Source organism: Synoicihabitans lomoniglobus (genome assembly GCF_029023725.1).
In the GTDB taxonomy this organism is placed as follows: domain Bacteria; phylum Verrucomicrobiota; class Verrucomicrobiia; order Opitutales; family Opitutaceae; genus Actomonas; species Actomonas lomonigloba.
Genome location: NZ_CP119075.1, coordinates 4,971,512 through 4,993,427, shown reverse-complemented (window position 1 = coordinate 4,993,427; position 21,916 = coordinate 4,971,512). Strand labels below are relative to the sequence as shown.

Annotated in this window: 24 protein-coding genes; 4 read left to right on the top strand and 20 right to left on the bottom strand. The window is 64.1% G+C overall.

Features of this window, described 5'->3' with window-relative positions; all coding sequences use genetic code 11:
* Window positions 1–2 precede the first annotated feature (2 nt).
* The 17 genes from PXH66_RS19135 to PXH66_RS19055 all read right to left on the bottom strand — a co-directional run bounded on the left by PXH66_RS19135 (window position 3) and on the right by PXH66_RS19055 (window position 14,861).
* Window positions 3–1,346, bottom strand: coding sequence for a class I adenylate-forming enzyme family protein (locus PXH66_RS19135; protein ID WP_330930905.1), 1,344 nt, complete (start codon window positions 1,344–1,346; stop codon window positions 3–5).
* Window positions 1,343–3,673 carry an MMPL family transporter gene (locus PXH66_RS19130; protein WP_330930906.1) on the bottom strand — a complete coding sequence of 777 codons (2,331 nt, stop codon included), beginning with the start codon at window positions 3,671–3,673 and terminating at the stop codon, window positions 1,343–1,345. Before PXH66_RS19130 ends, PXH66_RS19135 begins: the two co-directional genes overlap by 4 nt.
* 6 nt (window positions 3,674–3,679) lie before the next feature.
* On the bottom strand, window positions 3,680–4,357 hold the full coding sequence (locus PXH66_RS19125) for an outer membrane lipoprotein carrier protein LolA (protein WP_330930907.1): 678 nt from the start codon (window positions 4,355–4,357) through the stop codon (window positions 3,680–3,682).
* Between the two features lie 5 nt (window positions 4,358–4,362).
* Entirely contained in the window at window positions 4,363–5,127 is a 765-nt protein-coding gene (locus PXH66_RS19120; protein ID WP_330930908.1) for a glycosyltransferase family 2 protein, read from the bottom strand.
* Complete coding sequence (locus tag PXH66_RS19115) at window positions 5,081–5,869, bottom strand: lysophospholipid acyltransferase family protein (RefSeq protein WP_330930909.1); 789 nt, start codon at window positions 5,867–5,869, stop codon at window positions 5,081–5,083. The genes PXH66_RS19120 and PXH66_RS19115 overlap by 47 nt, the downstream gene beginning before the upstream one ends.
* On the bottom strand, window positions 5,866–6,750 hold the full coding sequence (locus tag PXH66_RS19110; protein ID WP_330930910.1) for a hypothetical protein: 885 nt from the start codon (window positions 6,748–6,750) through the stop codon (window positions 5,866–5,868). Before PXH66_RS19110 ends, PXH66_RS19115 begins: the two co-directional genes overlap by 4 nt.
* 8 nt (window positions 6,751–6,758) lie before the next feature.
* Window positions 6,759–7,412 carry a hypothetical protein gene (locus PXH66_RS19105; RefSeq protein ID WP_330930911.1) on the bottom strand — a complete coding sequence of 218 codons (654 nt, stop codon included), beginning with the start codon at window positions 7,410–7,412 and terminating at the stop codon, window positions 6,759–6,761.
* Window positions 7,405–8,523, bottom strand: coding sequence for a beta-ketoacyl-[acyl-carrier-protein] synthase family protein (locus PXH66_RS19100; protein WP_330930912.1), 1,119 nt, complete (start codon window positions 8,521–8,523; stop codon window positions 7,405–7,407). Before PXH66_RS19100 ends, PXH66_RS19105 begins: the two co-directional genes overlap by 8 nt.
* Before the next feature lie 24 nt (window positions 8,524–8,547).
* Entirely contained in the window at window positions 8,548–8,826 is a 279-nt protein-coding gene (locus PXH66_RS19095) for a phosphopantetheine-binding protein (RefSeq protein ID WP_330930913.1), read from the bottom strand.
* A 34-nt stretch (window positions 8,827–8,860) separates the two neighbouring features.
* On the bottom strand, window positions 8,861–10,126 hold the full coding sequence (locus tag PXH66_RS19090) for a beta-ketoacyl-[acyl-carrier-protein] synthase family protein (RefSeq protein WP_330930914.1): 1,266 nt from the start codon (window positions 10,124–10,126) through the stop codon (window positions 8,861–8,863).
* Complete coding sequence (locus PXH66_RS19085) at window positions 10,123–10,479, bottom strand: acyl carrier protein (protein ID WP_330930915.1); 357 nt, start codon at window positions 10,477–10,479, stop codon at window positions 10,123–10,125. The genes PXH66_RS19090 and PXH66_RS19085 overlap by 4 nt, the downstream gene beginning before the upstream one ends.
* Before the next feature lie 66 nt (window positions 10,480–10,545).
* Window positions 10,546–11,790 (bottom strand): NAD(P)/FAD-dependent oxidoreductase, encoded by a 1,245-nt coding sequence (locus PXH66_RS19080; RefSeq protein WP_330930916.1) that lies wholly within the window; start codon window positions 11,788–11,790, stop codon window positions 10,546–10,548.
* Complete coding sequence (locus PXH66_RS19075; RefSeq protein ID WP_330930917.1) at window positions 11,783–12,520, bottom strand: phosphatase PAP2 family protein; 738 nt, start codon at window positions 12,518–12,520, stop codon at window positions 11,783–11,785. The genes PXH66_RS19080 and PXH66_RS19075 overlap by 8 nt, the downstream gene beginning before the upstream one ends.
* Before the next feature lie 58 nt (window positions 12,521–12,578).
* Window positions 12,579–13,028, bottom strand: coding sequence for a TPM domain-containing protein (locus tag PXH66_RS19070; protein ID WP_330930918.1), 450 nt, complete (start codon window positions 13,026–13,028; stop codon window positions 12,579–12,581).
* A 1-nt stretch (window position 13,029) separates the two neighbouring features.
* Window positions 13,030–13,803, bottom strand: a complete 774-nt coding sequence (locus tag PXH66_RS19065) for a TPM domain-containing protein (RefSeq protein WP_330930919.1) — start codon at window positions 13,801–13,803, stop codon at window positions 13,030–13,032.
* A gap of 126 nt (window positions 13,804–13,929) precedes the next feature.
* On the bottom strand, window positions 13,930–14,529 hold the full coding sequence (locus tag PXH66_RS19060) for a LemA family protein (protein WP_330930920.1): 600 nt from the start codon (window positions 14,527–14,529) through the stop codon (window positions 13,930–13,932).
* A 95-nt stretch (window positions 14,530–14,624) separates the two neighbouring features.
* The gene (locus tag PXH66_RS19055; RefSeq protein WP_330930921.1) at window positions 14,625–14,861 is read right to left on the bottom strand and encodes a VF530 family protein; all 237 of its coding nucleotides are present in this window, start codon (window positions 14,859–14,861) and stop codon (window positions 14,625–14,627) included.
* Between the two features lie 106 nt (window positions 14,862–14,967).
* Here PXH66_RS19055 and PXH66_RS19050 point away from each other — a divergent pair, with 106 nt between their 5' ends.
* On the top strand, window positions 14,968–15,978 hold the full coding sequence (locus PXH66_RS19050; protein ID WP_330930922.1) for an LLM class flavin-dependent oxidoreductase: 1,011 nt from the start codon (window positions 14,968–14,970) through the stop codon (window positions 15,976–15,978).
* A gap of 168 nt (window positions 15,979–16,146) precedes the next feature.
* Here PXH66_RS19050 and PXH66_RS19045 read toward each other — a convergent pair whose 3' ends face one another.
* Window positions 16,147–16,827 carry a spermidine synthase gene (locus tag PXH66_RS19045; protein ID WP_330930923.1) on the bottom strand — a complete coding sequence of 227 codons (681 nt, stop codon included), beginning with the start codon at window positions 16,825–16,827 and terminating at the stop codon, window positions 16,147–16,149.
* A gap of 210 nt (window positions 16,828–17,037) precedes the next feature.
* Between PXH66_RS19045 and PXH66_RS19040 the strand changes: the two genes are divergently transcribed.
* Genes PXH66_RS19040 through PXH66_RS19030 form a run of 3 tightly spaced genes read left to right on the top strand, consistent with a single transcriptional unit; the run spans window position 17,038 to window position 20,625 of the window.
* The gene (locus PXH66_RS19040; RefSeq protein ID WP_330930924.1) at window positions 17,038–18,651 is read left to right on the top strand and encodes an SLC13 family permease; all 1,614 of its coding nucleotides are present in this window, start codon (window positions 17,038–17,040) and stop codon (window positions 18,649–18,651) included.
* A gap of 25 nt (window positions 18,652–18,676) precedes the next feature.
* Window positions 18,677–19,174, top strand: coding sequence for a response regulator (locus PXH66_RS19035; protein ID WP_330930925.1), 498 nt, complete (start codon window positions 18,677–18,679; stop codon window positions 19,172–19,174).
* The gene (locus tag PXH66_RS19030) at window positions 19,171–20,625 is read left to right on the top strand and encodes a sensor histidine kinase (RefSeq protein WP_330932118.1); all 1,455 of its coding nucleotides are present in this window, start codon (window positions 19,171–19,173) and stop codon (window positions 20,623–20,625) included. Before PXH66_RS19035 ends, PXH66_RS19030 begins: the two co-directional genes overlap by 4 nt.
* 489 nt (window positions 20,626–21,114) lie before the next feature.
* On the opposite strand, the gene PXH66_RS19025 is transcribed toward PXH66_RS19030, so the two are convergent.
* Window positions 21,115–21,447 carry a hypothetical protein gene (locus PXH66_RS19025; protein ID WP_330930927.1) on the bottom strand — a complete coding sequence of 111 codons (333 nt, stop codon included), beginning with the start codon at window positions 21,445–21,447 and terminating at the stop codon, window positions 21,115–21,117.
* Between the two features lie 88 nt (window positions 21,448–21,535).
* Window positions 21,536–21,703, bottom strand: coding sequence for an addiction module protein (locus PXH66_RS19020; protein ID WP_330932116.1), 168 nt, complete (start codon window positions 21,701–21,703; stop codon window positions 21,536–21,538).
* Window positions 21,704–21,916: the final 213 nt, after the last annotated feature.

The window sequence follows — 21,916 nt, the reverse complement described above, 5'->3', positions numbered from 1 at the left end:
AACTATGGCGTGAGCCGGGCCCGCAGGGCTCGACTATCGGTTTTGCCGCGTGCGGTGAGCGGAAAGACGGGTAACACGATCAGTTTTTTTGGGATCTTCCACGACGCCAATCGGGCGCGCAGCGCCTCGCGAATGGCGCCCGGCGAAGTCGATGGGGCCGCTTCCGTTCCCACGGCGATAGCCCCTGCCAGCGCGTCGGAGCGTTGTGCGTGCGGCGTGACCCACGCGTCCTGCACGCCCGGCAATCCGCGCAAGGCATGCTCGACCTCCGCCAAATTCAGGCGTCGCCCCGCAATTTTCACGAAGCGGCCCGCGCGGCCGAGCAGCACGAGTCCACCATGCTCGTCCTCGCGCGCGATATCGGCCAGGAGGTGCGTGCCGGGTCGCCGGTTGCCGATGGTGAACACCGCCGGTCCGGCCACCCGCAGCCGTTGACCGCGCTCAAACGTCACGGCAACTCCGGGCATCGGTCGTCCGACCCCGCCGCCGCTCGCCGCCAGCTCGCCGGTCGCATCGAAGGCGATTCCCCCGGTTTCGCTCGAGCCGTAGAAACTGTGCACTCGGCGGGCAAACTTGGCATGAAACGCCTGCGCGACTTCGGGCGGGATGGGCGCTCCCGCCGTGACTACCGTGCGCAAGCTCGCGAGATCGCGGGCCGCCATGGTCGAGTCCACCAGCGCCCGCAACAACGCCGGAACGGCCGGGAAGACTGTCGGCTGCCAACGGGCCGTCGCTTCCGCGATCGAATGCGGCAGCGGGGCAATGCCACTGATAATGGCCGTCCCTTGCGTGAGCAGCGGCACGATCAGATTGCCGAGTCCGTAGGAATGCCCCCACGGAATGAGACCGAGATTGAGATCGTCACCGGTGATGCCCATCGCCGTGACCACACTGTGACCGTCGGCCAATATTTGCGCATCGGTAAACCGCAGTGGCTTGGGGGTGCCCGTTGAACCGGACGTCAGCTTGACCACTCGACGGCCATCGCGATGTCGGCGATGCGGGGCCACCGCGACGAGCGCGTCGTCTTGGTCCAGCCAGTCGGCTCCGGCGGCCGCCGCTGTCGCCATCCGAGCCCCGACCGGTTCGCCGGGATCGAACGGAACCGCCACCGCGTCGGCTTTCAACAAACCGATGAACACCCGCAGCCAGGCCACGCCGTTGCGCTCGCCAAACGCCACCGTGCGACCGGTGATCGCGTCGCCATGGGCGCGCCGCCACGTCTCGGCCTCATCGTCGATTTCACGGCGGGACCAACGTCGACCGGTTTCCGCGTCGATCAATGCGATGGCGTCCGGTCCCGCGCGCACCGTGCGCGACCAGGCTTCATGCAACGTCAGGCTCATGACGACTTGCGCCGGGCCAGCGGTTCCAGCTCCACCATGAGCAACGCCGTGATCACGATCATGGACACGGTGAGACCGAGCGCATGGATGACCGGAATTTGACTGAAACCGAGCACGCCGAAAGCGGCGGCGGTGCTCAACGCGGACAGCCGGATGGCCACCGGCGGCGCTTGTCCGGCTTGGGCATTCTCGGCCGAAAAGATCGCGTAGTTGTGCGAAAGACAGATGCCAAGAAACGCGCCCAGCAGGTTGAACAGATTGAGGGTCTGACCGCTCAAACCGAAGAGCCCGAACACCACGAAACACGATCCCGCCGGAATCAGCGCGATACGCACGGCGCGGCGCAGCGGATAAATCACCAACACGCCGCCGATGATGAAGCCCAATCCAATCAGGCTCAACCGTAGCGCCGACCACCGGTAGCGGGTGAACAGGGAGTTGAGCGATTTGAGTTGGTTGACGCTGACGGTGTGCCACTCCGCCGGTGGATTCAGCTCCTCGGCGGACTCGACGATGGAGAGAAACCAATACGGTCCGTCGGTGCTCGCGAGCAGCGTCAGGGGACCTTCGAGCAACATATTCACGCGTGTCACCAAGTCGGCGTAATCGCCCCGTGGTGGATCGACCCGGAGGTCGTCCCACTCGTCCAAAAATGAGCCGAACGACGACGCGGAAAACCCGTGGCGTTCCAACGCGGCGGCGAAGTCATCGGGAAATCCGCCCAAAGCGAGCAACCGTTCCGGCAGGGCCTGCCAATCCGCGGCGGTGGGCAGCAGCAAGGCCAGGCTGGACACCACGACGCCCGGATCGGCCTGCTCAACGTGGGCGAGAAACGACTCCAAATGCTGCCGCGCCTCCCCGAGGTCGGCCCCGTAGGTGAGATACAGGCTGCCCTCGTCGTCCTCGCCGAACAACGCGCGCACGGCGTCGTCATTGGCCGTGAGCTCAGTCGAGGGGATGTCGAGTTCGCGCACGTCGTCGTGCCATTGCAGGTGCCACGGGCCGAGCACGGCGATGAGCAGCGCCACCACGCCGAGCCCGCGAACGCATCGGCGCGCCCGCGGACGATCGCGGGCGATGCTGACCGCTCCGAATTGACGGCTGGCCAGAAACGGTTGCCGCAGTTGGGCGAAATACAACATGGCCACCGCCAAGGCGCACAGCAGGCCCGAGCCGACAAACAGTCCGATCTGCCGGATCATGGGCAGGTCGGAAAACAACAGGAGCGAAAACCCGACCACCGTGGTCAGGCAGCTGGCGAGCAGAGGTTTTAACAACCGCCGTAGTTTGCCGCCGTAAGGTTCATCCGGATACGCCGGGGCCTGCAGGAAGATGTAGACTCCGTAGTCGATGGCGACGCCGGCGAGCAGCGAACCAATCACGAACACGAGGATGTGCAGCCGCTCGAACGCGAGGGTCGAGACCACCCAGGCGCCCGCAATCGACAGGGAGATCACCGGCACAAAATGCACGATGCGATGGATGTGGCGCACGAACACCGCCGCCACCAGCAACACGGCGGCGATGGAGCAGAGGTGCAGCAGTTTGATCTCGGACTCGATCCGCGAGCGACTGGCCGCCGCGAAACGGTTTACGCCGCTCCACTGCACGTCCACGTCGGGGTGGGACGCGTGCATTCCGGTCGTCGCGGCGGCGATGGCGTCGAACACGGGCTGCTGACCGGATTCGGCCAAAGGTGATTCGCGCATGAGCGCCCAGATCAGGGCGTAGCCCGAGTCATCGGTTGGCCCGGTGAGCTGGGCGTGTTCGACCAAGCGCGGCACGAGCAGCAACGGATCCATGAGCACCAGGTCCGCCAAAGCCGAAGCCTCCGGGCGGCCGAGAAATGCTTCCAGTTCCGTCGCCGCCCGTTCGGCCAGCCAAGGTGAAAACTCGGCCGCGGGATGCCCGGTGCGGTCGAACTCGCGTTGGCGGTCGCCCAACCAGCCCGGCAAGAGTAACTCGAATCGGCGCTCGAAGACCTCGCGTCCAAAGTCCTCCTGACCGGCTTCGTCGCCCAGCACCAACACGGATTCAAATTGCGGCGTCTGGGCGAGCGCGTCGCGAAACGATTGGGCGGCGGCTTGCGGTGCGACGTCGGGCGCGGCGGCATCGCTCAGGGCAAACAACACCACTCGCGATTGCCGGGCGTTGGCCAGATCCCGAATGATACCGACCTCGGGCGTCCGTTCGGAACGCGGGATGAGGTCGAGCACATTGGTGGAGAGCTTCTGCGCGTAGTCGAGCTGCAGCAGCCAGGCCGTGCAGACGGCCGCAAAGGTGACCAAGGCGAGGCGGGCGAGAATCGCGGGGGAGGGACGCGCCATGACGAATCAGCGGAAGAACCGTTGGATCTCTGCGGAGGTAAAGATGACGTCCGCCTGTGACTCACCGATCACGATTTCGATGCGTTGGCGGTCCGACTGGCGCATCTCGATCCGTTGCAACTGGTTGTCTTCGCCGTCGACCTGAATGGTGCCGAGCCGCTCGGCGAGCTCGGCCTCGCGGGGCGTGAACGTGAGGGTCCAAGCCGCGCCGTCCCGGGTGCCTTCCACGGTAAACGCCTCTTGCAAGGCGGGGAGGTCGAATTGCAATACGTTGGTCAGGGCCGTGGTCGCGGCCTGGGCGTGGCCGTCGCGCGGGGCGGCGCGTTCGCGGCCCTTGGCGTCGCGCAGCAGCACGCCGTCCGCATCCACGATCATGATACGCTCCTTGGGCTCGGGATAGCGCAGACTCAATCCGCGGCCGGGCAGGATGCGGATTTCGCCCGGCAGGATCACTGGCGTGCGGCGAAACGGAAAATAGCGGGACTCCTCGAAGGTCGAGTAACGCGAGCGGGCCGCGCCGAGTTGCACGAAGAGTTCGCGCCACGCAGGGTCGGCCGCCAACGCGGATCCCGTGGCGGTGACAGTCAGCGCGGGTGCGGGCGCGTCGTCCTCGGCCACGGTCGGACCGGCGATCACGGCGGTGAGCGCGGTCCCAACGAGGAAGAGGTGAAACGAAAGACGCATGCGGATCAGGAAGTGGCGCGACGACGGCGGCGGCGAATTTGCGGCCAGCGCCAAAGCAGTTGGCTGAGCAGGCGGGTGTGCAGCCAGATAAGTTTTAGGTTATCACGCAGGTAGTGGAAATGCGAAACCCCGCCGTCGTTCTTGGCGAGGTAGCGACACGGCGCGGGCAGGTTGACGGTCGGCACGCCTGCCCAAAAGAGTCGCACGGCGACCTCGGGATCGAAGTCGAACCCTCGGGCCCGCCGCGTGGTGGTAAAAGCGCGGGCCAAGGCGGCGACGGGGTAAACGCGAAAGCCGAACAGCGGATCGTCGATACCGGCGCCGAGAATTTCGAGGTAGGCGAGTCCCACGCTGAGTTTGCGGCCGTGCAGGCGTTCGAGCGGCACCTCCGGGCCGAAGACGGGGCGGCCCAGAATCAACGCCGCGAGCTGCGCCTGCGATGCCGCCATGAAGGGCGCGATGTGGTCGGCCGGGTGCTGGCCGTCGGCATCCATGGTGAGCACATGGGTGAATCCGGCCGCGTGAGCCGCCGTCACGCCGGTGGCGACCGCCGCGCCTTTGCCGCCGTTGGTGGGGCGGGTGATCACGCGCAGACGGGGGTCTTGAGCCGCGAGCGTTCGGACGGCTTCGTCGCAGCCATCGGTGCTGCCATCGACCACGACCCACACGGGACTCCATTGCGCGAGCGCGGCCGTCACGGTGTCGGCCAAACGCGGCCCCGTGTTATAGCTGGGAATCAGAACCAGATGGGTGCGCGAAGGCGGTGTCATGGCGGGCGAGGACCGCCGAGAATTGACGGGTGGCAAGCTCGGTCAACGCCTTAGCCGAAGACGGCTCGGGCGCGGTGAGTTCACCGAGCAGATGAATGTCGACGTGCGAGGGAAACGATGGCGCGCGCCACCACGACCACCCTTTGGGCACGAGATCGCGCGGTGCTTTGACCAATATCAGTCGAACCGGCACGCGAGCGCGGGCGGCGATTAGCGCAAAGCCGGGGCGCAGCGGATTGAGATCCACATGGGCGGCCGTGCGGGTGCCCTCGGGGAAGATGAGCAGAGAGCGGCCGGCTTCCACCTTGGCCGCCACGTCGCGAATGAGGTCGACGCCGTTGGTGCCGGACACGTAACCGGCCATGCGCGCGGCCGGACCGAGCACGGGATTGCGGATGATCTCCGGTTTGAAAATGCAGATCGTGTCCGGCAGTTGGGACAGGATGAACGTGGCGTCGAGCAGACCGGGGTGGTTGGCGATGTAGACCGCCGGCCCGGTCATCGCTTCCGGAGTGAATCCGTGAAAACGCACGTAGATCAGCCGAGTCGCATGGAGCCATTTGCACCACCCGACGAACAGACTCTTGATCGTGCGGCGCACCTGGTCCGACGGGCGGCGGCGCACGAGCAACAGCGGGGCGCAGACCGCGTTCAGCGCCAGACCCACGGCCGCAAACATGGTCCATGACACGATGTTGGCCGGGTAGTGATACAGCCGCAGAAGACGTCGGCGGAAGGTCATGGCACGATAGGGTTGAGCGGCAGGAAGTTGGCCCATTGGTAAGGGTCCTCCCGCAGCATGTCTTCCAGTCGGTGAAGAAAAGCCTGAAAGTGCGTCCGGGCGCGCTCCAGGTTGGCTGCCTTGGATGACGCATCGGCGCGGAACTGGGGCGAACAATGCACGATCGATTGGCCGTTCCCGCCCGGCAGGCCCACGCTCAACACCACGGGAAGCTGGAAGATCAGCGCGAGGTGGTAGATCGTGAATGGAAACCGGCGGCGCGCGCCGAGAAAATCGAACACCTCCGTCTTGGCACTGAACTCCAGTCGGTCGCACTTGAGCGCGATCGACTCGCCCGCGGCCACGGCCTCCTTGAGGGCGAAGAGCAGATTGGCCGGGTCGTTAACCCAAATAAAACTGATCCAGTCGCCGAACTGCGTGCGGAGTTGTTCGGTGTCATCGGAGTTGCCCACGCGTAACCGCACCATCGATACACGCCGCTGTCGGTGGCTCCCGAGCAGGAAACCGATGATATCGGAGTGACCGACGTGGAACGTGCCCAGCAGCGCCGGTTCCTCGGTGGCCAACACCTCGCGCAATCCGGTATCGCCGGGGGCGAGCTCGACCGGTTGCGGTGCCCCTGCCGCCACGCGGAGCTTGAGCATCAAACTTTCCTCGAAGGCAAAAAAGTGCCGCCACGTGTCGCGCCAAGTCGGCGCGCACTCCATGATCGTAGCCAGATACGTTTGCGAATGCGCGCGTTGGGCGGGCATGAACAGTAGGGCGACGAAGGTTCCCGCGCCGCGCAGCGGCCGGAAAACAATTTCCGGCAGGCATCGGTCGCAGAGGAGCAGAAAGCGGTAGCCCCAACCGGGACCGGGATTGCGCGGGGCGACAGGCATGGTCGTGTTCAGATCCACTCCAGGGCAAGACGCGCGCCCGGACCATCGATCGGGTCGAGCGGTCGGCGCGCGGCCAGAGCGTCAAAAAAATCCGCCAGCAGCAAAGCGCGGGGGGGCTCGTCCGATGGCGTGAGACTGATTCGAGCCACAGCACCGACCGCTGCGGACTGGAGGCTGAACGCGAACGCGAAGCTGCGTGCACTGGCCACGCCGTTTTCCAACAGCCAACCGCCGCGTTCTTCGCCGCCGCAGACGATCACGGGTCGCGACGGACACAGCAGCGCGGTTTGCAGACCCTGCGCGACGAGATGGAGTCGACCGGTCATGGGCAGAAACTCGCCCACCGGTTGTTGGCGACCGATGAACGCCTGTTGCACCGCACTGGGGTGGATGGAGGTTTGAAACTGGGTGGGGCTCGCGGCGGGAAAGCTGTCGAGGTAACCCTCCAGCGCACGGCTTTCACCGTAGGCGGAGAGGTAGATGACCGTCGCGGTGGGATCCGGATCGAGGTCGGCCAATGCGGTGCTGACGAGCAGGCCGAGCTGCGTCATGCGTCGCGTCGCGCCGCGGGCAAAACGGTCTTTCACTCGGGCGCGCGTGGCGGCCGCGTCCTCGCCGGTCGCGTTCTGCAGGTTCAAATCGTGCACGTAGGCTTCAAGCATGAGTCAACAAGGTGGCGGCGTGCGCGCCGCCGAAGGCATTGCTGGCGCAGACGACTGCGTCGCACGCCGAAACATCAACGGGATCAAGCGCTACGGTGGGATGAAACGTCGGGCCCACGCCACCGACGGTGCCGGGCGCGCGACTGTGGCGAAACGATTCCATGGCGAGCACGAGCTCGACGAGACCGCAGCTCCCGAGGGTGTGGCCGAGGCTGCCCTTCCAGCCGACCAGCGGGGCGTCGGGAAACGCGGTGGTGAGCGCGGCGCATTCGAGTCGTCCGGCTTCGAGGGTGCCGGTGCCGTGACCCTTGATCCAAACGTGACGGTCGGCCGTGGCTCGGCGCAATGGCTCCAGGCAGGTCGCAAAGCCGGTGCCGTCGGTCCGGTTGGCGGTGAAATGGTGCATCTCGTTGTGCAGGTGTTGCGCCGTGAGGTGGAATTCGGCGGTGGGTTCGTCCTGCGGTCGGGACAGCACGGCGAAGGCGGCGCCATCGCCCAAACCGATCGAGCCGGTGGCGCGGTCCGCGTAGGGCGCGGGAAAGTCGGCGTTGAGGATTTTCAGGGCGTGAAATCCGCCCGCCACGAACGGACTGATGAAGTCGAAGGAGAACACCAGCGCACGTTCGGCCAACCCCGCCTGCAACGTGCGGGTGGCAAGCAGCATTCCGAGGTGGGCGGAGACGCACGCGTGCGAAAGCGTGGTGACGTTGGGGCCCCAATTGAGTTGGGTCGCCAACCATTCCACGGTGGCGTGCGGCGTGCCGTAGGTCAGGTGGGCGAGGTCGCCGCCGCCTTGTCGGAAGGCGAAAAGGCTGCCGACGCCGAAATTGCTGCTGGTGACAAAGACCGGCCAACGGGCTGATCCCCACGGTGCCGCCGGAATGTGGGCGGCGAGTTGGTGCAGCACTGGCATCCAATTGGGCGGGGCCGTTTCATCGAACCCGCGACCGGCGGCCAGCGCCAGCGGCACGTCTTCACCGCCGTTGGCCCCCAGCACCGGCGTCAGCCGTAGTGCCTTTTCGCCGCGGAGCAGAGCGGCGTGCGTCGCGGGACCATCGCCGAGGGCGGTGACCACCCCGGCGGCGGTGAGGGCGACGGGCGGAGTCAACATGGCGGAGCGGGGCAGCAAAACGGCTCAGGCCTCGGGCAAGCGACCGGGTTCGGCCCGGGCGCGAATGAACGCGGCCAGTTGCGCGACGCTGGCGAGAGCTTCGCGCGATTCTTCGCTACTCGTGATTTTGATACCGAATTCCTTTTCCAGCACGACGACCAGTTCGAGGGCGTCGATCGAATCCAAGTTCATGCCGGACCCGATGAGTGGCTCGTCATCGGTCAATTCTTCCGGGGTGACGTCTTCCAGCTTCAACGTGGTGATGATGAGCTGCTTCAGGCGAGGGATGAGCGGGTCTGACATGGGTGAAGGCATGTTCGCAAGGTCGGCGGGTAAATCAAGTCAGACGCCGCAGGACGTGGCACACGTTGCTCCCTCCGAAACCACTGCTGTTGTTGAGCACCACGTCGGGTGAATCATCGAGGGTGGTGCGCGGCAGGTCGAGCCCGGCGCAGGCTTCGTCGGGATCGGTCAGGTTGGCGTTGCCCGGGATAAAACCTTCGCGCAACGCGAGGGCGCAGAACCCGGCTTCCATCACCCCGGCGAGGGACAGCGGATGCCCGGTGAGGCCTTTGGTGCTGCTGATGCGAGGGTGCGCCCCGGCGGCGGTGAACACATTGCCCAACGCCAGCGCCTCCGAACGGTCGCCCGCGACGGTCGAGGTGGCGTGGGCGTTAACATAGTCGACGTCGGCCGGACCGAGCGCGGCGTCGGCCAGAGCGCGTTGCATGGCGTCGGCCAAGCCGGTGCCCTCGGGATGGGAAACGGCCACGTTGTGACCGTCGGCGGCCTGGCCCCAGCCAACGAGCTCTGCGTAGATCGGCGCGCCGCGCCGGCGGGCGGATCCGAGTTCCTCGAGGATCAGGCACACCGCCCCGCCCGCGCCGACGAAACCGTTGCGGGTGCGGTCAAACGGGCGGGAGGCGGTGAGCGGGTCGTCACGCGATGTGAGTGCGCGCATGGCGGCGAAGGGCAGGATGCTCTCGGCGTTGGCTTCTTCGGCACCGACCACGAGCATGCGCGTCTGGCGACCGAGGCGGATGTCGTCGAGTGCGCACCCGAGCGCGTGGCTCGAGGAAGCGCAGGCGGCGGCGAACCCGCCCACCGCGCCGCGGATGTGGTAGTGTGCGGCGAGGTTGAAATTGAGGGTGCCGGCAATCGATGAAACCACTCCCATGGGGTTGCCCCGTTCACCGCGGACGGCGTGGAGTTGAGCGAGGTGGTGATGCAGCAGAAAAGCCGAGCCGGCCGAGGCACCATAGAGCCCGGTAGTGCCGTCGGTGAGGTCGGTCGGACTGAGGCCGGCGTCGACCAGGGCTTGGTCGGTGGCACACAACGCGTAGAGCCCGTGCGGCGGGAGGCTGCGTAGGATTTCGCGCGGCAGATTGTAGCCCGATGGGTGCCGCCAGTCGCGCCAGCTGGGTGACGCGACGTCGAAGTCTTTGATGGTGCCTGCGACCTTCACGGGCAGGTCCGGATTGCCCATGAACTCGATCCGGGCCAGGCCGGGTCGCAGCGCCCGCAGGTTCGTCGTTACGGTCGGGCGATCGTTGCCGATGCTCGTGATGAACCCCAATCCGGTGATGACCGCGCGATGGGTCATGACGCGGGCGAGGAGGTCAGCTTGTCGCGCACAAAGTTGCGCAGATCACCGATGGTGTGCAGTCGCACCACCTCTGCATTGCTGATGCGGATTTCGAAGAGGTCCTCGATGAAAAACACCATCTCGGCGATGGTCACGGAGTCGAAATTCAAGTCGTTGATCAGGCTCAGATCATCGTGGTCGGCGGTAGCGGCGGCGGGGTCGGGAGCGTGATCCCGCACGACGGCGAGGACGACAATGTTGGCGTCCTCCGGGGACCGGGAGGACTGGAATCGACCAAAGGCTTCCTGCACGTCCGGCTCAAAGTGGCGGACGAGCGTGCGCGCGGCAGCGGTGGGGGAAGGTTGATCCATGAGAGCGGTTAGAGGAGGCGGGGCGGGATTGAATGAATGGGTTACGGGAGAACGGTTCGGGGGAGGTTAGCGCACAAGACGCCACCGGCGCTGCAACCGGCAGACGAGCAGAAAGATTTTGAAGCGCCACCACAGTGACCAGTTTAGATCGGTGTGACCGGCCACGATGGAGGTGAGGCCGGGGGAGAGGTTGAAGGGCACATCCTGGCACATGAACACCTCAAATGCGGCTTCATCGTAGAACGCGGTGATGAGCTTTTGGAACACCCCCGTGTGGCGTTTGACGAGGCGGGTATAGGCGCGCTGTTCGCCGGGATGCAGGGGGCGTTTTGCGGCATGGGCCCGGGCGACAAGGTCGGCGGCGACCTTGCCGGTCCAGGTGGCCAGGTGCACGCCGGAGGAAAAAATGGGGTCCAAAAACCCGCCGGCGTCGCCGACCAGCAGCAAGCGATCTTGGGCCAGATCATGACGGCTGAAACTGTAGTCGCTGGTGGTGTGAAACGGTTCGATGGCGGTCGCGTCGCCCATCAACTCGTGCAGTTTCGAGGCGGTGGAGATGACCGTCTGAAAATAGTCGGTGGGGCTTTGGCCGGCCGCCTTGAAAGCGGCGGCGGTGGCGACGAGTCCCACCGACGTGCGGGTGGCGTCGAGCGGGATCAACCAACCCCAGCCGTGTTTGATGCGCACCACGACGACGTTGCCCCCCGCCGGACCTTCAGCGCGTTTCACACCGTGAAAGTGGCTGTAGATCGCGATGCGTTTGGGAAACGGCACCGGGTCGAGCGCGTGTTTCGGGGCACCGGAGAGGTTTTGATCGCGACCGGTCGCATCGATCACCCACGAGACCCGCAGGGTTTCGGAGTTCTCACCGGCACCGAGAGTGACGCGGTAGCCGTTGTCGATCCGTTCAATTTGAGTGACAGGCGTGGACTGGCGGATGGTGGCGCCACGGGCACCGGCGTGGTTGAGCAGCAGTTCATCGAAGCGGGCACGCTCGACCTGAAAGGTGCGATCCAGACCGGCGATTAGGCTGGTGCTGAAATCCACCGTCTTGACGGCTGAACCGTCGGCATAGTGGAACTCCGCGCCAAACTTCGGCATGAAGCCAGCCGCTTCCACTTGCGGCCATACGCCGATCTCCTGGAGCACCGCATTGCCGGCAGGGAGCAGAGATTCGCCAATGTGGAACCGGGGAAACTTCGCCTTTTCCGCCACCAACGTTCTCAGGCCGTGACCCCGCGCGACGGTGGCCGCCGTGCTCCCACCGGGGCCACCGCCGATGACGAGGAGATCGTAATCAAAATCAGGCATGAGTTGAAGGGAAGGCTGGGGCGATGGGCGGCGTGGACCGCCGCAGATAAAAAAAGTGCCCTCCAGCGACAGCACCGCCCAAAACGATTCCGGCCATGGCGTCGAGGACGACGTGCTGGCGGGTGGTCACGGTCGAGACGATGATGCCAAGACACCACAGGAAGTTTGCCCCGTGCAACCACGGCCCACCCCGCATTTCGCGCCCCAATCGTGCGAACCACAGTCCCGTGAAAGTGGCGAACGCCACGTGGAGGGACGGACAGGCGTTTCCGGCGGAATCGACGTTCTTGAGAAACAAGAACGAGGGGTGTTGCGACCAATCGATATCGGCCGGCGGCACGGCGGTCGGCCAGAAATAGAATACGCCCAGTCCGATGACGCTGAGCACCGCCGTCGCTGCGCCGTAAGAAATTAATTCGTCGCGCCGGATCAAAAAAGCGGGCGCCAGCGACACGTAGGCCCAGAGCGAGAGATACAAGGGAAGGGTGAACGGCAGGAATGGTATCAAGTGGTCGAGCGCGGTCAGCGGCATCGTTGTCACGGCAAAACGGGGATGATCCAGCAACCAGAAGTAAACCATCATGAACGCCGCCATGCCCAGGGTCGTGCCCAGCATTTTGGCCCACCACCATGCCTGCAGACGTTTTCGGACTGATGGGACCGGCGGGGATAGCGGGGACGGCGACTCCGGCGACAGCATGGCGATACTTCCGATAAGGAGTGAGTCCACGTCCGGCCGCAAGTCTGCGGGCAGGGAGGGTCCGCAGCCTTGCGGCCGATCGTGCGAATCAGTCAGCCGCCGGGCGGTTGACGACTTTGTTGGACAGCTCGTCGACGTCGTCGGATTGGCGGGGGAACTCGGCGACCAGCAGATTGCCGGCGCGGGTGATGCCTTCGACGAGGGCAGTGGTCGGGTCGTCAGCGCGGAAGTGTTTTTCCATGGCGGCGGCGACTTCGGTCCAGAAATTGGGCGGGCATTTTTGGTGAATGCCTTCGTCGCCGTAGACGGCAAACTTGCGCGCCTCGGGAGCGACGAAGAAGAGCACGGCGTTGCGCTCGGCCGTCCGGTGCATCTTGAGATGGGCGAATTCCTGGGCGGCGCTGGCGGTGGCATCCTCGACGGGACCGGCCTGGAGCACGACGCGGATTTCGCCGGACGTTTTCATTTCCGCGGCGGCAATGGCCGCTTCGATGCGCGGGTGATCGAGTTGTTCGTTGAAGACTTTGAGTTCGCTCATGTTACCAACTTCCTCCTGCGCCGCCGCCGCCGAAACTGCCGCCGCCGCCGGAAAATCCACCGCCTCCGCCCCCCCCACCAAAGCCGCCGCCCCCCCCGCCGCCGATCCACATACCGGTGGAGCGATGGTGGCCGCGGCCGCCGATGATGACGCGACGTCCGCCGAAGAACATGCGCAGGGCGACGATGATGAGAATAAGTATAAAACCGCCCGCGCCGGTGGTGCGCCCCGAGGTGCGACCGCGACCGTCGCCGGCGGTGCGGCCCGAGCCGACGTATTCGCCCTTGGTGGCGGCGATCATGGCCCCCACCGCAGCGGAGAGACCGCCGTCGAGATCACCGCGACGGAAACTCGGGGCGAGTTCGTCGGAAATGATGCGCTTGGCGGTGGCGTCGGGCAGCGCGCCTTCGAGGCCGTAACCCACTTGCAGATACGCCTGGCGGTCATTGAGGAAAATGAACAGCACCGCGCCGTTGTTACGGTCGGCCTGACCGACCTTCCAGCTCTCGGCCACGCGCTGGGTGTAGTCGAACACGGACGAATCCGAGTCCATGGTGGGATAGATCGCGACGAGGAGCTGATTGGACGACTCGCGTTCGTAGGCTTCCAGTTGCGCGTTGAGCTGCCGTCCCGTGGGGGCCGAGATGCGCCCGGTGTAGTCGTTGAAATACGCGCGCGGCGCGGACGGAATCGTCTCGGCCACGGCGGTGGCGGCCAAACCACCAATGAGTGTGAACAGGAGAAGGAAGCGGATGAGGAGGGAGCGTTTAGGCAAGGGATCGGAAATTTATCGCAAAGACGCTAAGGACGCCAAGACGCGCAAAGTTGAAAGGCAGCGGGTGATGGTTTGGCTTGGCGATACTTTGCGTTCTTCGCGGCTTGGCGTTTTGGATCGAAACCGTTAGCCGCCGAAGTCGACCTTGGGGGCTTCGTTGGAGCCGGGGGCGGCGGTGAAGTAGGGCTTGGCTTCGTGACCGAACAGGCCGGCGAGGATCACGGCGGGGAACTTCTTGATGGCGGTGTTGTAGCTCTGGACGGTGGTGTTGAATTTGCCCCGTTCGACCGAGATGCGGTTTTCCGTGCCTTCGAGCTGGGCTTGCAGGTCGCGGAAGTTGGCCGTGGCGGTGAGCTGCGGGTAGCGTTCGACCGAAACGAGCAGGCGAGAGAGGGCACCGCCGAGCTGACTCTGGGCCTGTTCGAACTGGGCGAAGCGGGCGGCGTCGTCGGGCGCGCCGGGCGGGAGTTGCAGTTTGCCCACGGAGGCGCGGGCGTTGGTCACCTCGGTGAGGGTGGATTTCTCGAAGTCGGCGGCACCCGAAACGGTGGCGACGAGATTGGGCACCAGGTCGGCGCGGCGTTGGTAGACGTTTTCCACCTGGGCCCAGGCGGCGTCGACGGCTTGTTCACGGCCGACGAGACCGTTGTAGGTGCCGATGGCCATCATGATCGGGATGCCGATCAGCACAAAAGCAATGGCGAGAATGATCAGAAGTTTCTTCATAGGAAAGGGAGAGCCACACCATGGGCGAGTTGGGCGGCAATGCAAGGGAACCGACGTTACACAAACGCGCGATGTTTGCAGTCGCGACTATGCCACTACGCGCGGTCGCGCTGGCGTTGACGTCGGATGTAGAGGGCTTCGACTTTGGCGCGCGCCCACGGGGTTTTGCGCAAAAACGTGAGGCTGGACTTGATGCTGGGGTCGAGCCGGAAGCAGTTGATCGGCACCCACGCGGCGAGTTCCTCCCAGCCCATCTCGTCGACCAACTCAGTGAGCAGAGCTTTCAGGGTGATGCCGTGCAGCGGATCTTTGGAGCGGGGTTGTTCGGGCATGAGAGCGGTGAACCACCGCAACAGCCCTCGTGCTGCGCTTCAAAATGAAAACGTGATGGCCGATCGATTTGCCGATTTGGCAACAACGCATCTGGTGCGGGTAAACATGGCTTCTGTCGCATCTCTTCCGCTCTCCGTGCTCGATCTCGCTCCCATCGTGGAAGGGGGTGATGCCGCCGACGCGTTTCGTCGTAGCCGCGAACTCGTGCAGGCGACCGAAAAACTCGGCTATCGCCGTTACTGGGTGGCGGAGCATCACAGCATCCCCGGGGTGGCGAGTGCGGCGACGGCGGTGTTGATCGGGCACCTCGCGGCGGTGACTTCCCGTATTCGTGTCGGAGCCGGTGGCATCATGTTGCCCAACCATTCCCCTTTGGTGATCGCCGAGCAGTTTGGCACGCTGGAAGCCATGTTTCCCGGACGCATCGATCTCGGCCTGGGGCGGGCGCCGGGCAGCGACCAAGCCACCGCCATGGCGCTGCGGCAGGAGCGTTTCCGCCAGGAGAACAACTTCGAGCGTTTGCTGGCGGAATTGCAGCGTTACCTTGGCGACGCGACGCCGGGCCAACCGGTCCAGGCCGTGCCGGGGCAGGGGTCGCACGTGCCGCTGTGGTTGCTCAGTTCCAGTGGTTACAGCGCGGAGCTGGCGGGGCGAATGGGGCTGCCGTTTTCTTTTGCCAGTCAATTTGCGCCCGCCGCGATGATGCCCGCGTTGGCGGCGTATCGGGAGGTGTTCACCCCTTCGGGCGCGCTGTCCCAACCGCATGCGATGGTGACCATCAATGTCGTCGCGGGCGAGTCCGACGCCGAGGCTTACCATCTCGCGACTTCGTCCCAGCAGTCATTTCTCAACCTCATTCGCGGTGAGCCAGGCAAACTGCCGCCCCCGGTCGAGTCGATGGATGCGTTGTGGTCGGCGCCGGAGCGCGAGGCGGTGGATCGGATGCTCAGCGCGTCGATAATCGGCGGGCCCGACACGGTGAAGCGCAAGCTGGAGGCGCTCGTCGCGCGAACCGCCGCGGACGAGATCATGATCAACGCCGCCATTTTTGATCAGGCGGCTCGGCTGCGATCCTATGCCATCATCGCGGAGGTGACCGGACTCACTGCGAATTGAGGTAGGGTGGTTTCGCCGACGGAGTTCCTCCTCGAAGAACGGAGATGGCGAAGCAAACCGCCGAACGCGTGCACCCGGTAAAATGGTGGTGGTGCGATTGCCATGCATCGGCGCGCTCGGCGAGCACGCCCTACCTTTTCGCGCTCGCGTCGCGTGGTTTCTTGGCCGTTACGACTTTTTCCGCCGCGCGACGTAGAGCATGTAGGCGGCGCGTTTGGCGCGATCGTGCACCTTGGCGGGCACGGCTTCCGTGGTGAAGCCTTGCTGGGTGAGGCGGGCGGCAAAGGCTTTGTCCGGACCGGCTGACCAGAAGACCGCGCAGCCGCCGGGTTTGAGCGCGGCGTGCACGGCGCGCAGACCGGAGCCGGCGTAGAGGCGGGCGTTGTTGACCGCGACCATGGCGACGGGACCGTTGTCGAGATCGAGCAGGATCGTGTCGTAGGTATGCGCCTTGGCGTTGTGGATGACGCTGCCGGCATCGGCGACGCGGACGTGGCAACGTGGGTCGTTGAGGGCGTCGCGATTGAGAGGCGCGAGGTGAGTGCGGTTCCACTCCACGACCGCCGGGATCAATTCGACGACGTCGACCGTCACCGCCGGGCCGGTCGCATCGAGCACACTGCGCAAGGTGTGGCCCAGGCCCAACCCGCCCACCAGCACGCGAGCGGTGGCGTCGCGCGCCAGATGAGCCACGCCGATTTGCCCGAGCAGAATCTCGGAGGCGTTGGCGCGCGAATGCATCAACTCCTGGCCATTGTGACTGATGCCATAAGCTCCGTCCTGCTCGTAGAGGGAGAGGCGGCCGCCGTCGGGAGAGGTGGCTTCGGCCAATATAATCCGCGCTTTCATGGGTGCTACCCGTCGGGGGTTTTTTCTCGCTGGCAACGAGTTTCGAGGGCGGTGCGGCCTTTTAGCAACCGCCTGAAACCGGCCGAAATGAGCAAACGCGCACGGTTTCACAAGAAGTGATCAGCCGAAACAGAGTCCACGCTCGTGCCCGGAATTTTGATTCTGCTAACTTATGGGCGGTTCGGATGATCCGCACCGCCACACGAAAAAATGAATGCAAAGGCGTTGATAGGTCTCGCACTGGGAATCGCAGGTTTTGCCGCCGCGATGCTCGTGCCGTTGAATGGCCTGGAGTTGTCGGCCCAAATTACGCTGGGGATATTTGTCCTCGCCGCGGTTTTTTGGATTACGGAGCCCATTCCGATCTTTGCGACGTCGATGCTGGTGATTCTACTCCAAGTGATTCTGCTGAGCAGTCAGGGCATTGTCTTTTCGGTGCGCACCGCGCCCTTGGCGGAAACAGAGATGAATGCGACCGGCGCGCTGGTCGTGCCTGCGACCGTCATCAACGACGCGGGCGTGCTTTATCTCAACGCGGAGGACAAGTCGGCTCGCGCCATCAAGCCCGCGACGATCGTGCCGCTCGGTGACGACCGGGTGGCGGTGACAGGTCCGGGACTCGATGAAACGGCCCGGGTCATCGCCGATCCGATGCACCGCTCCATCACGGTGAAGTCGACCCCCTACGCGACCTTCTATGCGACGCTCGCGAGCCCGATCATCATCCTCTTCATGGGCGGTTTTGCGCTCGCGGCAGCGGCGGTGAAGTTTGGGCTCGATCTGAGTCTCACGCGCGTGCTGCTCAAGCCGTTTGGCACCAAGCCGGCCTTCGTGTGCCTCGGCCTCATGTTGTGCACCGGCACGTTGTCGGCGTTCATGAGCAACACCGCGACGACCGCGATGATGATGACCGTCGTGTTGCCGATCGTCGCCACCATGTCGCCGACCGATCCGTTTCGCAAAGGCATCGCGCTCGCCATTCCCGTCGCGGCCAACATCGGCGGCATCGCCACGCCGATTGGCACGCCGCCCAACGCGGTCGCGCTCGCGGCCCTCAAGGATGCTGGCTACACGGTCTCGTTCTCGTCCTGGATGATGTTGGCGACGCCGTTCGCGATCGTGATGTTGGTCTTCGCGTGGTGGCTGCTGGTGAAACTTTTTAAACCCGCGACAAACCACTTCGAACTCAACCTTTCCGGGTCGTTCAACAAATCGCCCAAAGCACTCATCTCCTACGCGATCTTTGCGATCACCGTGCTGCTTTGGGTCACCGAAAAAGTGCACGGTATTTCGACCAGCATGGTCGCTTTCCTGCCGGTGGCGCTTTTGCCCGCGCTCGGCGTGTTGGACAAAAAAGACATCCGCGGATTCTCGTGGGAAGTGCTCTGGCTCATGGCGGGTGGCATCTCGCTCGGACTGTCCATGAAGGATACCGGACTCGCCGCTTGGTTGATCGGGCAAGTCTCCTGGGCGACCTTGGGTAACGCCGGAGTCGTGGTGGTGTTTGGCTTGGTGGGCTTCGTTCTTGCCAACCTCGTTTCCCACACCGTGTCGTCGACCATCATCATGCCGCTCGCGATTTCGGTGGGCGCCACGCTCGCCGCGACCGGCAACTTCAACCTGGTCGGCGCGGTCGTTGCGATCGCTGTCATCATCAGCCTCGCGATGGCGCTGCCCATCTCGACTCCCCCCAACGCCATTGCGATGAGCACCGGCGTAATCGAATCCAAGGACCTCACCAAAACCGGCCTGATCGTAGGCTTGGTCGGGGTGACCTTGTCCGTTCTGCTGGGTCTCACGCTTTGGCCCGCCCTCGTCTCGTAAACCTCAACCCCGATAGGACAAAATCATGAACCAGATCTACATCATGTGCATCGACGACGAGCCCGACGTGCTCGAAGCCGTCGAGCGCGACTTGAGCACCCTGGAGCACCTGTTTCCCCTCGAAACGGCATCGTCCGCCGCCGAGGCCCGCACCGTGTTGCAACGCATCGCCGATGCGGGCGACGAAGTCGGCGCGGTGTTCTGCGACCACGTCATGCCCGCCGAAACCGGCGTGGAACTCATGCGCTGGATCTCCCAACAGGAACCGTGGAAGCTCACTAAAAAAGCGCTGCTCACCGGCCAGGCCGGCCTCGAGGCCACCATCAACGCCGTCAACCAAGGTGGTCTCGATTACTACGTGGCCAAACCTTGGACCAAGGAAAGTTTGATCGAGGTCGCCAAACGGTTGCTCACCGACTACATCATCGAAACCGGCAAGGATCCCATGCGCTACATCACGTCCCTCGACACCGTCCGTTTGGTCGAGGCCGTGCGTAGCAAGGGCATCATGTCCGACACGTGAGCCGCGCCCCCTGCCGCATGACCGAACCCAACGACGCTTTCCCCTTCGAGCCCGCGCAATTGGGCTCGGACATGCGCGGCTTGGTCGAAGCGCTCCCGGAGTTGCGGCAAGGTGCGGTCAACTACGCCGCGCGGGACGTGATTGTCGAGGAGGGCGAGGCCAATGAGAACCTCTTCATCCTGCTCGAAGGCACCGCCCTGTTGCGCAAAAGCGATGACCACGGACACCTGGTTGACGTGGATACCTTTGGCGCGGGCTCCATGCTCGGGCTCACCAGTTTCTGGAGCCGCACTCCCGTATTTGCCCGCATCGAGGCGGAGACCGATGTCGTGTGCATCGCCATCGGGCGGGAAGTGTTCGACCGCCTCATCGCGCGCGATCGCCGCTTTGTGCAAGCCGTGCAAAACCTCTTCGTGCGCAACCTGTCCGACCGCTATCGCAACATGATCAGCGTGCACATGGAACGGCACCAACTCGAGACCGCGCTCAAGGCCGAGCGCAATCAACTGCGCGACACCATCAGCCAACTCGAGCACATGACCAACCGGTTGGTGAATCAGGAAAAATTGGCCACCATGGGACAGTTGCTCGCCGGCATTGCGCACGAGATCAACAACCCGGTCGGCGCGATGTTGCGTGGCGTCGACACCGCCCGCGAGGCCCTGGAGCGCACCTTTGCGGCCGACGGTGCCTGTGCGCACGAGGCGACACTGCTCGCCGCGGGCTTGGAGTGTCCGTTCTGGAGCTCCGAAGAAAAGCGAAACCGCATGGACGAGCTCCTCTCGACGCATTCCGAGATGGGTCGGCCGCTGGCCCGCCGCCTCGCGCAGCTGACCGCCCCGGCTCTGGCGGTGGTTACGCCGCGGCTCAAGGCGGCTGCGCCAGTGCTTGAATCACTGCTCTCGGCTTACGAGCTGGGAGTGTCGTTCCGGGCGGTAAACCTCTCGGCTCATCGTATTGAAAAAATCGTGACAAGCCTGCGCAACTACGGCCGGCAGTCGTCCACCGCCTGGGAGGACGCCGACATTGTGCAGGGTATCCAAGATACGCTTACGGTGCTCAACAACCGCCTGAAGCGTTACGAGCTGCACCTCGATCTCCAGCCGGTCGCCGCGTTTCCCGGCAACCTCGGCGAGATCAACCAAGTGTGGACCAACCTGCTGGTCAACGCGATGGACGCCACGCCGGAAGGCGGCGATCTGTTCGTCTCGACCGTGATGGATGGCGCCCATCCCGTGGTGCGCATTGCCGACTCCGGGACGGGTATCGCCCCCGACAAACTCGACCGCATTTTCAACCCCAACTACACGACCAAGAATCAAAGCGGTGCCTTCGGCCTCGGACTGGGTCTGTCGATCTCCCGCGACATCGTGCAAAAGCACGGCGGCACGATCAGCGCGGCGAACCGCCCCGCAGGTGGTGCCTGTTTCGAAGTGCGCTTTGCGCCGTGAACGGAGCCACGTTTTTGGCCCACGAAATCACACGAAAGGGCACGAAACATAGTGCATGATTCCAATTCACCCCAGTAGGCAGCGAGCTTGCTCGCGCTGAAGGGAGCGCCCGCAAGCGGGCAGCCTACACGATCCTGTTATGATTCTCACCGGATACCGTAGGGTCGGTTCTCCAGTATAGCCCAGATTTTCGTGTGATTTCGTGTGGTTTTGTGGGCTACGAATCCCGCCCACCTAGTCCTCGGGCTTGAGCTCGACGTTCTGGCGATACTCGACGTGCGCTTCGCTAAGTAATCGGGAGCATATTTTCGCCCACGAAATCACACGAAAGAGCACGAAAATTATGCGCGAGGTGCGACTAACTTGGGGTCGTGTAGGCCGCCTGCTGGCGAGTGCTCTTCACCGCGCCAGCCAGCTGGCAGCCTACCTCACGTGGTCGTTACCACGTTCTGGTTTTTGGGTGGCTTGGTGGGCCACGAATCCCCCCGCCTAGTCCTCCGGTGGCTGGCGAGCCTCGTCCTCGGGTTTGAGGTCGATGTTCTGGCGATACCAGGCGAGGATCTTGGCCTCGATCGGGCCGTAGACCTCCTCATCGCCGTCAAATGTGATCCAGACGGTGGTGGGATTGTCGTCCTCGACGTAGCCCTCGACGGTGTAGTCGGTCGTCTCGGCGAGATCGTAGAATTGTTCGCCGTAGGAGTCGCTCTCATCGACCTCCGTGAGAATCTCATCAACGACCTCGGCGCGCACGGGCACGCCATTGACCATGAGCCGAAAACAAAGCGCCTCCAACTGAGGCCCGATTTCTACTAAAAGTGACATGATGCTTCTTTCGGTGGTCCGCCATGGTTTGGCCAGCCCCGAACGCGAATGCTGACGGAGGACGCTCCATCTCCTTCACGGCCACGCTTCACAGCCCGACGCGCTTGCGGGCTTCAGCCAAAGCCTCATCCAGTGGAATGCCTTTTGCCTGTCCGCTTTGAATTTCCGCGACGCGGTGACGCGTTTCGCTCTGCCAGGCCGTTTCGATTTCAGGGGCAATTCCCCCGCGCCCCTCAAGCCGGATGCGTTCGTTCATCTGATTGTTCATCGAAGCGGGCTACTACGTGATACTGGTTCTTTGCCGATACTTCGACAATAGCTGGTGCCGAAGTGGGTGAGTTTCATAGACACGTGGCGTGATTGTTATTTGAATACGGAATTGCCCAATCGCCTAACCCGTTCTATGGCGGGCGAACTTTTCTCGGATCGCCCGGGCATCAAGATCGTTCCGGCCCTGCCAAATGCCCCG

Excerpts from the sequence above, each read along its gene's own strand:
- PXH66_RS19055 (WP_330930921.1), bottom strand. The coding sequence starts at position 14,861 with ATGCCCGAACAACCCCGCTCCAAAGATCCGCTGCACGGCATCACCCTG.
- PXH66_RS19085 (WP_330930915.1), bottom strand. The coding sequence starts at position 10,479 with ATGGATCAACCTTCCCCCACCGCTGCCGCGCGCACGCTCGTCCGCCAC.
- PXH66_RS19090 (WP_330930914.1), bottom strand. The coding sequence starts at position 10,126 with ATGACCCATCGCGCGGTCATCACCGGATTGGGGTTCATCACGAGCATC.
- PXH66_RS19080 (WP_330930916.1), bottom strand. The coding sequence starts at position 11,790 with ATGCCTGATTTTGATTACGATCTCCTCGTCATCGGCGGTGGCCCCGGT.
- PXH66_RS19135 (WP_330930905.1), bottom strand. The coding sequence starts at position 1,346 with ATGAGCCTGACGTTGCATGAAGCCTGGTCGCGCACGGTGCGCGCGGGA.
- PXH66_RS19100 (WP_330930912.1), bottom strand. The coding sequence starts at position 8,523 with ATGTTGACTCCGCCCGTCGCCCTCACCGCCGCCGGGGTGGTCACCGCC.
- PXH66_RS19125 (WP_330930907.1), bottom strand. The coding sequence starts at position 4,357 with ATGCGTCTTTCGTTTCACCTCTTCCTCGTTGGGACCGCGCTCACCGCC.
- PXH66_RS19040 (WP_330930924.1), top strand. The coding sequence starts at position 17,038 with ATGAATGCAAAGGCGTTGATAGGTCTCGCACTGGGAATCGCAGGTTTT.
- PXH66_RS19035 (WP_330930925.1), top strand. The coding sequence starts at position 18,677 with ATGAACCAGATCTACATCATGTGCATCGACGACGAGCCCGACGTGCTC.
- PXH66_RS19025 (WP_330930927.1), bottom strand. The coding sequence starts at position 21,447 with ATGTCACTTTTAGTAGAAATCGGGCCTCAGTTGGAGGCGCTTTGTTTT.
- PXH66_RS19060 (WP_330930920.1), bottom strand. The coding sequence starts at position 14,529 with ATGAAGAAACTTCTGATCATTCTCGCCATTGCTTTTGTGCTGATCGGC.
- PXH66_RS19115 (WP_330930909.1), bottom strand. The coding sequence starts at position 5,869 with ATGACCTTCCGCCGACGTCTTCTGCGGCTGTATCACTACCCGGCCAAC.
- PXH66_RS19130 (WP_330930906.1), bottom strand. The coding sequence starts at position 3,673 with ATGGCGCGTCCCTCCCCCGCGATTCTCGCCCGCCTCGCCTTGGTCACC.
- PXH66_RS19105 (WP_330930911.1), bottom strand. The coding sequence starts at position 7,412 with ATGCTTGAAGCCTACGTGCACGATTTGAACCTGCAGAACGCGACCGGC.
- PXH66_RS19045 (WP_330930923.1), bottom strand. The coding sequence starts at position 16,827 with ATGAAAGCGCGGATTATATTGGCCGAAGCCACCTCTCCCGACGGCGGC.
- PXH66_RS19095 (WP_330930913.1), bottom strand. The coding sequence starts at position 8,826 with ATGTCAGACCCGCTCATCCCTCGCCTGAAGCAGCTCATCATCACCACG.
- PXH66_RS19110 (WP_330930910.1), bottom strand. The coding sequence starts at position 6,750 with ATGCCTGTCGCCCCGCGCAATCCCGGTCCCGGTTGGGGCTACCGCTTT.
- PXH66_RS19020 (WP_330932116.1), bottom strand. The coding sequence starts at position 21,703 with ATGAACGAACGCATCCGGCTTGAGGGGCGCGGGGGAATTGCCCCTGAA.
- PXH66_RS19120 (WP_330930908.1), bottom strand. The coding sequence starts at position 5,127 with ATGACACCGCCTTCGCGCACCCATCTGGTTCTGATTCCCAGCTATAAC.
- PXH66_RS19070 (WP_330930918.1), bottom strand. The coding sequence starts at position 13,028 with ATGAGCGAACTCAAAGTCTTCAACGAACAACTCGATCACCCGCGCATC.
- PXH66_RS19050 (WP_330930922.1), top strand. The coding sequence starts at position 14,968 with ATGGCTTCTGTCGCATCTCTTCCGCTCTCCGTGCTCGATCTCGCTCCC.